At 51.5% G+C, this 11,800-nt stretch carries 10 protein-coding genes; 9 read left to right on the forward strand and 1 reads right to left on the reverse strand.

Annotation, left to right across the window (positions count from 1 at the left end; translation table 11 throughout):
* The first annotated feature begins 80 nt into the window (after positions 1-80).
* From NATSA_RS03750 to NATSA_RS03765, 4 genes are all read left to right on the forward strand, one after another.
* Positions 81-1,265 (forward strand): PQQ-dependent sugar dehydrogenase, encoded by a 1,185-nt coding sequence (locus NATSA_RS03750; RefSeq protein ID WP_210510525.1) that lies wholly within the window; start codon positions 81-83, stop codon positions 1,263-1,265.
* 69 nt (positions 1,266-1,334) lie between these two features.
* A complete protein-coding gene (locus tag NATSA_RS03755; protein WP_210510527.1) occupies positions 1,335-2,924 on the forward strand; it encodes an N-acyl-D-amino-acid deacylase family protein in 1,590 nt (529 codons plus the stop codon).
* Positions 2,875-4,524, forward strand: a complete 1,650-nt coding sequence (locus NATSA_RS03760; RefSeq protein WP_210510529.1) for an N-acyl-D-amino-acid deacylase family protein — start codon at positions 2,875-2,877, stop codon at positions 4,522-4,524. Before NATSA_RS03755 ends, NATSA_RS03760 begins: the two co-directional genes overlap by 50 nt.
* Before the next feature lie 181 nt (positions 4,525-4,705).
* Complete coding sequence (locus NATSA_RS03765) at positions 4,706-5,650, forward strand: ion transporter (RefSeq protein WP_210510531.1); 945 nt, start codon at positions 4,706-4,708, stop codon at positions 5,648-5,650.
* Here NATSA_RS03765 and glgC read toward each other — a convergent pair.
* Entirely contained in the window at positions 5,645-6,970 is a 1,326-nt protein-coding gene (glgC, locus tag NATSA_RS03770) for a glucose-1-phosphate adenylyltransferase (RefSeq protein ID WP_210510533.1), read from the reverse strand. The genes NATSA_RS03765 and glgC overlap by 6 nt on opposite strands.
* A 239-nt stretch (positions 6,971-7,209) precedes the next feature.
* On the opposite strand from glgC, the gene NATSA_RS03775 reads away from it, so the two are divergent.
* The 5 genes from NATSA_RS03775 (at position 7,210) to NATSA_RS03795 (ending at position 11,790) form a co-directional block, all read left to right on the forward strand.
* Entirely contained in the window at positions 7,210-7,899 is a 690-nt protein-coding gene (locus tag NATSA_RS03775) for an HAD family hydrolase (RefSeq protein ID WP_210510535.1), read from the forward strand.
* A 359-nt stretch (positions 7,900-8,258) separates the two neighbouring features.
* Positions 8,259-8,876 (forward strand): bidirectional hydrogenase complex protein HoxE, encoded by a 618-nt coding sequence (gene hoxE / locus NATSA_RS03780; protein ID WP_210510536.1) that lies wholly within the window; start codon positions 8,259-8,261, stop codon positions 8,874-8,876.
* Positions 8,877-8,897: 21 nt separating this feature from the next.
* Positions 8,898-10,547 carry a NuoF family protein gene (locus NATSA_RS03785; RefSeq protein ID WP_210510537.1) on the forward strand — a complete coding sequence of 550 codons (1,650 nt, stop codon included), beginning with the start codon at positions 8,898-8,900 and terminating at the stop codon, positions 10,545-10,547.
* Positions 10,544-11,263 carry a bidirectional hydrogenase complex protein HoxU gene (hoxU, locus tag NATSA_RS03790; RefSeq protein ID WP_210510538.1) on the forward strand — a complete coding sequence of 240 codons (720 nt, stop codon included), beginning with the start codon at positions 10,544-10,546 and terminating at the stop codon, positions 11,261-11,263. The genes NATSA_RS03785 and hoxU overlap by 4 nt, the downstream gene beginning before the upstream one ends.
* Positions 11,260-11,790 (forward strand): NADH-quinone oxidoreductase subunit B family protein, encoded by a 531-nt coding sequence (locus NATSA_RS03795; protein WP_210510539.1) that lies wholly within the window; start codon positions 11,260-11,262, stop codon positions 11,788-11,790. Before hoxU ends, NATSA_RS03795 begins: the two co-directional genes overlap by 4 nt.
* Positions 11,791-11,800: the final 10 nt, after the last annotated feature.

An 11,800-nucleotide genomic window follows, 5' to 3' on the forward strand; every position in this document is an offset into this window, starting at 1 on the left:
TAAAGGGGATCAGATTCAAGAAACTGCACTCCTTATTTTCAGAAGCCGAATTTATCTCTTAAAAAACGGGGGAAGACATCATGAAACTATCTGCATATTCACCAGTTCTGATTACAGCACTGCTTGTTCTGCCCGCACTGATTCTGACCTCTTGTGATGACCGGGTCAGTATCGAAACCAATGCATCGCCGGACGGCGATGTGGTCATTGAGTCCGTAGAGTCCGAAGATGCCGACTTCAGGCTGGTCCGCGTTCTGGGCGGCCTTGAGAACCCCTGGGCAGTGGCCTGGCTGCCGGATGATCGCATGATCATCACGGAACGCCCCGGGCGTATGAACCTTTTTGACGGCGAGACGGTAACAGAATTGTCCGGATTGCCGGATATTCATTCCCGCAGTCAGGGTGGCTTGCTGGATGTTGCGCTGCATCCTGATTACGAGGATAACGGCTGGATCTATTTCACATACTCCAAAGCGGATAACGGCAATACCGGAACCGCGCTCGGACGAGCCAGGCTGGATGGTGAGCAACTGGTTGATGTTGAGGAGCTGTACGTCGAGGAACCTGCCAAAAATCCGGGCCGGCATTACGGATCACGTATAGCTTTCCCGGGGGACGGAACGGTTCTCTTTACAATCGGAGATCGCGGGGAGCGTACACCATCGCAGGATCTTCAGGACCCTGCAGGTTCTACCATCCGCCTGAATTACGATGGGTCAGTCCCCGAAGACAATCCGTTTGCAGGAAGCGATGAAGCACTGCCGAAAATCTATTCCTACGGCCATCGCAATGCGCAGGGCATGGTCATCCACCCGGAAACCGGAGCGATATGGCAGCATGAGCATGGCCCGCAGGGTGGAGACGAACTGAATATAATTCAAGCCGGAGGCAATTACGGATGGCCTGATGCCACTTATGGTGATGAGTACGGCAGCGGGCAACCGATTGGCATTGAACCTCATGAAGATCCGGATATTGTCAATCCGCTGGTTCACTGGTCACCGACATCCATAGCCCCGTCGGGAATGGCTTTTTTCTACGGAAATAACTTTCCCGGCTGGCATGGTGATGTATTTATCGGCGCACTGGCCCAGCAGCATGTCCGGCGTGTGGTCGTCGATGGCGAGGAGGTTGTTCGTCAGGAAGAGCTGCTGAGCGGGGAGCCCGGGCGTATCCGGGATATCCGGCAGGGTCCGGACGGCAATCTCTACTTGCTTACAGACCACTCGGATGGAGGCTTGTATCGTATCGAGCCGCTTGACTGATGCACGGTTGGTGATGTTTGACTATATTCCCTCTTCCTGCAATAAAGTCAAATCAACTAGTGTCCTGGTATGATAATCAAAAACCTGTTCCGTTTTGTTAAGGTGGCACGCCTGAACCTCCCGCTGGTGATGGCCTCCCTGATGCTTCTAACAGTTTCATGTAATTCGCAAAATGACGCGGATCTGCATGATCTGTTGATTAAAAATGCAAAAATAATCGATGGAACCGGCTCTGAATCGTTTGCAGGGCATGTTGTTGTTGATGAGGGGGTTATTGTGAACGTCGGTGAATTTGACGCAGAGATTGTGCAGTCAAAAAAAACCATTGACGCAGAAGGGCGCGTACTTTCTCCGGGCTTCATCGATGCCCATTCACACGGCGATCCCCTGGAAACGCCCCGTTTCCACAATTTTCTGGCCATGGGTGTGACCTCGGTCAGTCTGGGTCAGGATGGCCGCAGCCCTGGTGGAAGAGATGTGGCCGCCTGGATGGACAAGGTGGATTCGTCAGGAACCGGACCCAACATCGTACACTTTGTCGGACACAGTACATTGCGCGAACTCATCGATGCTCCCCGCGAGTCAGGACTGGACCAAAGCTATATAGAACAGATGCTGGAGATACTCGGCCGCTCTCTGCAAGCCGGATCCTTCGGACTGACTACCGGTCTTGAATATGATCACGGAATGTTTGCTGATTCTGACGAGCTGGCAGCTCTTGCCGGTCCGGTAGCGGAAGCGAACGGATTGGTCATGAGTCACATGCGAAGTGAGGACGACGATAAAATTCTGGATTCCGTTACTGAACTGCTGAACCAGGGGCGCGAATCAGGAGCGCATGTCCACGTTTCTCATATAAAAATAGTTTTTGGTGATGATCCCGCGCTGGCAGGCGAAGTGTTGGGATTGATGGATGAGACCAGGAAGGAAGGCCTGCGGGTGACAGCTGACGTCTATCCCTATGTCGCAAGTTTTACCGGTATTGGGATTGTCTTTCCGGAATGGGCGCTGCCTCCCAATGATTTCGATGAAGTGGTGGAGAACCGGCGTGATGAACTGGAAGAATATCTTCGCAACAGAGTTGCCATGAGAAACGGACCGGAAGCAACACTGTTCGGCACAGATCAATGGGCCGGAAAAACGCTGGCCGAAGTTGCCGAAGAGAAGGGCAAGCCCTTTGAACAGGTACTGATCGATGATATCGGTCCCCGTGGCGCCAGCGCAGCCTATTTTGTAATGGATGAGGATGTTATGCAGCGTTTTCTTACCGATCCTCATGTGATGGTCAGTTCCGACGGAAGCCCGACTATGCGCCATCCCCGCGGCTACGGAAGCTTCGCTCGCATTATCCGGAAATATGTCAATGAAAAAGAGCTGCTGACACTGGAAGAGGCCATCCATAAAATGTCCGGACTCACTGCCGAAACCATCGGTCTGTCTGATCCCGGCCGGGTTGAAACGCCGCGGGGGATCATCCGGGAGGGATATGCCGCAGATCTGCTGCTGTTTGATCCCGGTCAGATCCGGGACCTGGCAACATTTGAAGAACCGCACACCTATGCCAAGGGCTTTGACCGGGTATTCGTTAACGGCACAGCCGTGGTGGAAAATGGAAATAAAAACACGGAACTCCCGGGCCGGGTCCTGCGGAGAAGATAATGACAGCCAGAAAATGACTTTTACTGCAAGATGTACTGCTTTGTTTTTGATGCTCGTGTCGTTTGCAGCCGCAACGTGCTGTTCTCCGGACCAGCAAGAAAATGAATCCACGGTTCTGATCACAAATGCCCGCATTATCGACGGAACAGGTTCACCGGCATTTGACGGATCAGTTCTGATCCGGGATGAAAAAATCGCCGGGGTCACTAAGGCAGGTTCGGGCGAAAATGAGGGATCTGAAGATGTGAGCCGTGTTATTGACGCCGGCGGAGATGTTCTTGCTCCCGGTTTCATCGATGCGCATTCACGGGGCAACCCTTTTGAAACTCCGCGATTTGATAACTTCCTCTCGATGGGGGTTACAACCATCACTCTCGGTCTTGTCGGGACCCATCCCGGCGGCGAAGATGCAGCATCATGGCTGGATGATGTCAATGCGCGCGGAACAGGTCCCAATATAATCCATTTTACCGGACACAGCACACTCAGGGAGATCGTTGATGCCCCGGATGAGGGAGATCTTGATGCCGCATATATCAGCGCTATGGCAGACATCCTCTCCGGTGCCATGAATGCGGGATCATTCGGCCTTTCGCTCGGACTGGAGTTCGAGCCCGGGAGTTATGCCGGCCGGCAGGAGCTGACGGCTTTGGCCGAAGCGGTTAACGACCACGGCGGAATACTCATGGCCCACGTCCGAAGCGAGGATGACGACCGGATTGAAGCTTCCGTGCAGGAAGTGCTTGATGCGGGGCGGGGATCGGGGGTGCCGGTCCACTTTTCACATCTGAAGATCGTGTACGCCAATGAAGTTGAGCGGGCAGAAGACATTCTCGGAATCCTTCAGGAGGCCCGGGATGAAGGGCTGACTGTCACCGCCGATGTCTATCCCTACGTTGCGAGTTTTACAGGTATAAGTATCGTTTTCCCGGAATGGGCGCGGTCGGAACAGGATTTCGAAACGGCCGTCTCTGAACGCCGGGAAGAGCTGGAGGAGTACCTTCGCGCCCGGATTACCCTCAGAAACGGTCCGGAAGCCACACTTTTCGGGTCAGGGCCCTGGACCGGTAAAACACTTGCGGAAGTGGCCGAAGAGCTGGATATGCCATTTGAAAACGTGCTCATTGATGAGGTTGGTCCGGATGGAGCCAGCGCAGCCTATTTTGTTATGAACGAAGATGTGATGCGGCGTTTTCTTCAGGATCCCCATGTTATGATCGGATCAGATGGCGGCCCGGAAATGCGTCATCCGAGAGGGTATGGTTCATTTGCCAGGATTATCCGCAAGTATGTCCGGGAAGAAGGATTGCTCACCCTTGAGGAGGCGGTTCATAAAATGAGCGGCCTGACTGCTGCCACACTGGGTCTTTCGGATGACGGGATAGTCGATACTCCCCGGGGGTTGATCAGGGAGGGATATGCCGCAGATCTGCTGATTTTTGATCCTTCAAAAGTGCAGGACCGGGCCGTGTTCGAGGATCCGCACCGCTATGCTGCCGGCTTTGACCATGTTTTTGTTAACGGGGAACATGTCATTGCAGACGGTGAAAACGACCACCTGCCCGGAAAGGTGATCAGAAGGCAGGTTCAGGCCGAATAATACCATCCGGCATTCCAAATGTAAGGCGATTTTCATATTTTATGCCGCTTTCACCAACTGTAAGCAGAGTACCAGTATGCAGGTAATATTTCGCAGATAATATGCAGGTAAGCAGAGTATCCGCATTCAGAGTGCGTTGGTCAATTACAGGTCTCTTAGATAACATCAGAGCAGCAACCCCATGAGCAGCTTTTCAGAATTATCCAGGAAAATTGCAGAGTCGTCCTGGTTCAATCAGTTTATTCTTATCGTGATTCTTGCAGCCGGTGTGGTTGTCGGTATCCAGACCTACGGTGAAAAAGTAGCGGACTACAAGGAGCTGTTATGGACGCTCGATCAGATCATCCTGTTCATCTTTCTGGTCGAGGTGATTATTAAAATGTCCGCCGAGGGAAACAAGCCGCTGCGCTATTTCAATGATCCCTGGAATGTCTTCGATTTTACAATCGTGACGGTCTGCTACCTGGCGCTGCTTTTTCCGGAGGTGGAGGGTGCGTTTGTGGCGGTATTCCGCCTGGCACGCGTGATGAGGGTTTTCCGGATCGTCCGAACCATACCAAAGCTCCGGCTTCTGGTCAATACGCTGCTCAAATCCATACCCTCCATCGGATACATCGGAATTCTGCTCAGCGTCATTTTCTATATTTACGCCACGATGGGTGTGTTTCTGTTCCGGGAAAATGATCCTGTTCATTTCGGGAATCTGCAGTTGAGCCTGCTGTCGCTTTTCCGGGTGGTAACGCTGGAGGACTGGACCAATATCATGTACATCAACATGTACGGATGTGATCACGCCATCTGGGGATACGGTGAGGAGAACGGCTGTACGGATCCGCAGGCATTCGGCTTTGGGGCAGCGCTTTATTTTGTGACTTTTGTGCTTATCGGCACCATGATTGTGCTTAATCTGTTCATCGGCGTAATTATGAACAGCATGGATGAGGCCAAGCGTGATGCCCGCGATGAAGCGGAAAGGGCGATCGGCCTGAGGGAGCGGTCACTGCAGGAAGAGTTGTCACGCGTTTCAGGTGAGCTGGATGAGATGAAGCAGCGCATTGACACCCTGGCCAGGCGCCATTCTGTTACAAAAGACACAAAAGACGGCCCGGACCGACACCGGTCATGACTCTCCGGAAATGTTCAGGCGCATGGCAAGGTATTGGCTGTCGGATGTTCTTCGATACTTCTCCCGGGTGTTGAGCATTTCCGGTGTCACGAGGACGATTCCGCCGTCAGTGATGTGAAACCACTTTCCGTCTTCTTCCACTGATTCACCGATGACTATACCTTCAGGAATGACGCAGTATTTGTCGATTATAGCATTTCGGATTCGCGCATTATTGTTGATTACCACATCAGGCAGAATTACCGAGTCGCTGATCCGTGCGTCCATGATGTATACATTGGTGGATATCAGCGAGCGTTCCACAAGTGATCCGGAAATAATACTTCCTTCAGAAACGAGTGAATCCACAGCCATGCCGCGCCGGTTGCTGTCATTAAAGACAAATTTTGCCGGCGGGAACTGGGCAAGGCAGGAGCGAATCGGCCAGCTGCGGTCGTAAAGATTGAATTCAGGGGAGACACTGACCAGATCCATATTGGCTTTCCAATAGGAGTCAACGGTACCCACATCCCTCCAGTATCCGGGCCTGTTCTGCTCCTCATTCCAGAAAGTCCATGAAAATACCCGGTCTGACGGGTTTGTTACTGACGCGGGTAAAATATCACGTCCAAAATCATGCGCGGTCCCCGGTTTTTTGTCATTTTCAATAAGTTTTCTGGTGAGGAATTGCGTGTTGAAAACATAAATACCCATGGAGGCGAGACAATAATCGGGTTGATCCGGAATAGGAACGGGTTTTTCAGGCTTTTCCACGAACCGTTCAACATGGCCGGAATCATCAATTTCCAGCACGCCGCACGCAGATCCCTCCTTGAGTGTAACCGGTACGCTGGCAATGGTAACATCGGCATTCCGCTCTCTGTGAAACTGCAGGATGTAATTGTAGTCCATGCTGTAGACATGATCGCCGCCAAGAACAAGCACCCATTGCGGGTTGTTGCGGACGATGAAATCCATGTTCTGAAATACGGCATCTGCCGTGCCACGGAACCAGTCATTTCGGTTTCTCTGCTGTGCGGGGACAACTTCAATGAATTCGCCGAACTCTGAATTGAAAACATTCCAGCCATGATAGATATGCCGGATCAGTGACTGTGATTTATACTGTGTCAGTACGGCTATTTTTCGCAGATCCGAATTGATGCAATTGGAGAGTGTAAAATCGATGATCCGGTATTTTCCGCCAAAAGGGACAGCAGGTTTGACACGCCAACGGGTGAGATCGGCCAGACGTGATCCGCGTCCGCCGGCCAGGATCATGCACAGCACAGATCCCTTTTTGGGTGGTGGCGTGCTGAGAGAAGGTTTTGCTGTATGCATCACAGGGCGCAAGAGGTGATTAGTGTCTGAGAACCCATGCTATCTACTGGAAATATAGTGAGGAAAGCATAAAATAAGGTTATATTAATTTGCTGTTTATGGATAACAACAGTGTCGCTGAATGACTGTTTGCACGATGAGAATTCATGAGTAAAACAGAGCCACCTTTTCCAATATCATTTTTTAATCACTATTTTGGTCTGAAATGAACTGCGCATTAGCGATAAAGACACAAAGCCGTGAGTAAAACAGTGATAGAAGCCGTTATTTTCGACATGGACGGACTGATGATCGATACCGAACCCATGTATAAGACGGCGCTGCAGGAGACAGCCCGACAGTTTGGATATGAAATGGAGGATGCATTTTTCTACCAGCTCGTTGGGCTTCCCAATACCGCATGCAAGAAGGTAATTGCAGGGAAAATGGGGCCGGGCTTTCCGCTTGATGAGTTTTGGGCCTGGTGGCCGGGAATCTGGAAAACAGAGGCCAGAAAAAACGGGATTGATAAAAAAAGCGGTCTTGATGAATTTTTGAGCTGGCTGTCAGGAACCGGGCTGCCGGCAGCAGTTGCCACATCCAGCACACGCAAACAGGCTTCATTCAGCCTGGAGGCAGCAGGCGTTGACTATCCGTTTGAACATATTGTAACCGGCGATGACGTTAAACACGGCAAGCCCGAACCGGATATCTATATTGAGACAGCTGAAAGACTTGGAGTGCCGGCCCGCAATTGTGCGGCACTGGAAGACTCGGAAAATGGTGTCCGGGCTGCATCATCAGCCGGAATGCTGACCATCATGATCCCCGATTTGAAACAGCCCGGACCGGAGGTGCGCAATGAGGCCGATTATATTCTGAATTCACTTCATGAAGCACGTGATATTTTGTCGGAATTGCACGGGCAATATTCAAAGAGCAGCAAGTAGTTTCAGGATGGAATCAGGTGGCGCGCAGGTGCCACCGGTGATTTTGGTTCATTTTTTTTGTTCTGTTTGACAGAAAAATTGTATTATGATATAAGTACATGGCTGCCGGATGAATACTGACTATTTCCCCGTCCGGTAAATCATGTAATTTCAGAATGTTATTTCGCAAGATTATTGAAAAGAAGTTATACGCGGTTTTTGTAAAGCGAATTTGGCAGAACATCAGCAGCACAGACGCACGACCGACGCAGCAGGAAACACAAATTATTGTACCCGGTACTGCCGCACAGTGTCGTCTCTATCCTGGGAATCACAGGAGAATCAGGCAGTAATTATTGCAGTACGTTCAGCAAATTCATTTGAACGGAAACAAAATTCGGTACAGGGAGTTCACTATGGAACAGGGTCAGGCAGCAAAAGAAAGCAACAGAAGCAGCAAAAGCTCACCGGTGTCTGCATCAGAAAGAAGGCGATCAGCCGGTCGCAAAGGCTCTAAGGTAGCACAGAAAGACAAGCGCCGCAAACTGGTGGATGCCACCATGCGCCGATACGGACATTCCACCTATGCACTGATTGAGACGCTGCATACCGTCCAGGAGGCTTATGGTTATCTCGATGATGACAATCTGAAGTATGTGGCTCATTCACTTCGGGTTCCGCTCAGCAAAGTTTACGGGGTTGCTACTTTCTATCATTTCTTCACCCTTAAACCACAGGGAGATCACACTGCGGTTGTGTGCACCGGAACGGCGTGCTATATCAAAGGCGTGCCCGCCATTATGAAAGCATTTAAGAAGAATTTTGATGTCGAACCCGGTGAAACGACCGCCGACGGCAAGCTGTCACTGCTCACTGCCAGGTGCATAGGATCATGCGGACTCGCACCCGCCATGGTCTATGACGGAGAAATTGCCGGAATGCAGGAGCCGGAGGATATCGTGAGCAAAGTCCGGGCGATGATCCGGAACGGGAACTGATCAAAGTAAAGGTGAATCACTATGACACCGGAAGAATTCAATAAAATCGGGGAAACACACAGAAAAAAACGCAAAGAGTATCCCCAGAATATCAATGTCTGTACGGCAGCGGCTTGTGTCTCTCTTCAGAGTGAGTCCGTAAAGGAGGCGATTGAGGAGGAAGTAAAAAAGCAGGGCAGGGAGAAGACCTGCAGGGTCAGTGGAACAGGATGTCTTGGTCCCTGTGCCACCGGTCCGCTTATTTCCATCAATGACGGAGAGGCACTCTATGCCGGAGTATCGGTCGGTGATGCTCCGGAAATCGTGAAAAATATCGACAAAAAACCGGTCAGCCGCCTTGTCGTGTCCCCGGATTCACCGTTTTTCACCCACCAGGAACGAGTGGCGCTTGAACACTGCGGCAACATCGATCCGGAAAGCCTGAACGACTATCTGGCCCTGGAGGGATATGAGGCGCTTTATGAAGTGCTGACAACCATGACTCCGGTGGAAGTAATTGAAGTGATCGTGCAGAGCGGGCTTCGCGGCCGTGGCGGGGGGGGGTATCCGACCGGCCTGAAGTGGAGCACGGTAGAAAAAGCCGTAGGGGAAAAAAAGTTTGTGATCTGCAATGCGGATGAGGGAGACCCCGGCGCCTTCATGGATCGCAGCATGCTTGAGAGCGATCCGCACAGCATCGTGGAAGGCATGGCCATTGCCGGATATGCCGTTGGTGCATCGAAGGGTTATGTGTACATTCGCGGCGAGTATCCGCTGGCAATTAAGCGGCTGAGAAATGCCATAAAACAGGCAGAAAAACGGGATTTGCTGGGGAAAAACATATGCGGCACTCCGTTCAGTTTTGATATTGAGCTCCGGCTTGGAGCCGGAGCCTTCGTTTGCGGAGAGGAAACCGCTCTTATCGCTTCTATTGAAGGTCGCCGCGGTGCTCCCCGGTCCCGTCCTCCCTATCCTGCAGAATACGGACTCTGGGGCCACCCCACGCTTATCAATAATGTGGAGACATTCGCCAATGTGAGTCCGATCATCCGCAGAGGCGCGGATTTTTATGCTGCGATCGGAGCAGGAAAGAGCAAGGGCACCAAGGTCTTTGCGCTTGCGGGCAGCATCCGGAATACCGGACTTATTGAAGTGCCCATGGGGATATCACTCCGGGAAATTGTGTATGAAATCGGCAGCGGAATTGTCGATGACCGAAAATTCAAGGCTGTTCAGACCGGCGGGCCTTCCGGTGGATGTATCCCGGAAGAATATCTGGATATGCCGGTCGATTACGAATCGTTGGCCGAGGCAGGGTCGATCATGGGGTCCGGGGGCATGATTGTGATGGACGAAACATCGTGCATGGTCGATGTGGCCAGGTATTTCATGGATTTCTGCCGTACCGAGTCTTGCGGCAAATGTGTACCCTGCCGCGTAGGTACAGCACAGATGTACAACATGCTGACAAACATATCGACCGGAAAAGGGACGATGCACGATCTGCAGCTGCTTGAGGAGCTGTGTGATGTGCTGAAACATACCAGCTTGTGCGGACTCGGACAGACATCCGCAAATCCGGTGCTGAGTACCATCCGGTTTTTCAGGGATGAATACACGGCACATATCAGGGACAAAAAATGTCCGGCCGGTGTATGCACTATGGAACATGAAAACGAGGTTGTGTCATGAGTTCATCCGTAAAAATCAAAACCCTTATCATTGACGACCGGCACGTTGGTGCACGGGAAGATCAGAACATTCTTGAAGTGGCAAGGGAAAACGGAATCGATATACCCACGCTTTGCAGCATCGACGGTCTGTCAGCATACGGCGGATGCCGGCTCTGCATGGTGGAGGTTGCCGGTACACCAAAACTGCTTCCGGCCTGCATGACAACGGTGGAAGAGGGTATGCAGGTTTTCACCCAAACCGAACGCCTCCGGAAGCTTCGCAAGAATCTGCTTGAACTCTATTTTTCAGAGCGAAATCATGTCTGCTCGGTGTGCGTGTCCAACGATAATTGTGACCTGCAGGCGATGGCACAGAAAGTGGGAATGGATCATGTCCACTATCCCTATATCTATCCCGATCTGGAGGTGGATGTGACCAGTGAGCGCTTTGTCATGGATCATAACAGGTGCATCATGTGTACCCGGTGCGTGCGGGTGTGTGATGAGATCGAAGGTGCCCACACGCTTGATATCAAAGACCGCGGTATTGAAGCCAGAATAGTTACTGACCTCGATCAGCCATGGGGTGAATCCGAAACATGCACGCTCTGCGGAAAATGTGTACACGTCTGTCCGACAGGCGCGCTTTTTGAAAAAGGAAAATCGGTGGGTGAAATGTCGAAACGCAGGCAATTCCTGCCTTATCTGTCATTAATGCGGGGAGAGAAGAAATGAAGAAACTGAGTCTTGCAACACTTTGGCTCGACGGCTGCTCCGGCTGCCACATGTCCCTCATCGACATTGATGAACGCATCATCCAGCTGACCGAGTCCTATGATATTCTGTACAGTCCGCTGGTGGACTACAAGGAATTTCCCGCGAAGGTGGATGTTACGCTGCTTGAAGGGGCTATCAGCACCGATGAGGATCTGGAAATGGTCAAAAAGATCCGCACAAGCACCGATATGCTGATATGCTTCGGAGATTGTGCCGTAACCGGAAACGTTCCGGCCATGCGCAACCGGTTTAAAGTTGAACAGGTGCTGAATCGCGGCTATGTAGAAACGACGCCGGATAACAAGACGATGCCGGATCAGTACGTGCCGAAGCTGCTGGACAAAGCCTATCCGGTCCATCATTTTGTGGATGTGGACCTGTTTCTGCAGGGGTGTCCGCCATCTGCGGATGTCATTTTTTATACACTTAGCGAAATTGCCGCAGGCAGGACTCCCGACCTCAGGGAACGTACAAAATTCGGATAAAAGGAGATGT

This window comes from Natronogracilivirga saccharolytica, from assembly GCF_017921895.1.
GTDB classification, from domain to species: domain Bacteria; phylum Bacteroidota; class Rhodothermia; order Balneolales; family Natronogracilivirgulaceae; genus Natronogracilivirga; species Natronogracilivirga saccharolytica.

Bases quoted from the DNA above. Each gene is read 5' to 3' on its own strand.
- NATSA_RS03750 (WP_210510525.1), top strand. From the start codon at position 81: ATGAAACTATCTGCATATTCACCAGTTCTGATTACAGCACTGCTTGTT.
- NATSA_RS03755 (WP_210510527.1), top strand. From the start codon at position 1,335: ATGATAATCAAAAACCTGTTCCGTTTTGTTAAGGTGGCACGCCTGAAC.
- NATSA_RS03760 (WP_210510529.1), top strand. From the start codon at position 2,875: ATGGAAATAAAAACACGGAACTCCCGGGCCGGGTCCTGCGGAGAAGAT.
- NATSA_RS03765 (WP_210510531.1), top strand. From the start codon at position 4,706: ATGAGCAGCTTTTCAGAATTATCCAGGAAAATTGCAGAGTCGTCCTGG.
- glgC (WP_210510533.1), bottom strand. From the start codon at position 6,970: ATGCATACAGCAAAACCTTCTCTCAGCACGCCACCACCCAAAAAGGGA.
- NATSA_RS03785 (WP_210510537.1), top strand. From the start codon at position 8,898: ATGACACCGGAAGAATTCAATAAAATCGGGGAAACACACAGAAAAAAA.
- hoxU (WP_210510538.1), top strand. From the start codon at position 10,544: ATGAGTTCATCCGTAAAAATCAAAACCCTTATCATTGACGACCGGCAC.
- NATSA_RS03795 (WP_210510539.1), top strand. From the start codon at position 11,260: ATGAAGAAACTGAGTCTTGCAACACTTTGGCTCGACGGCTGCTCCGGC.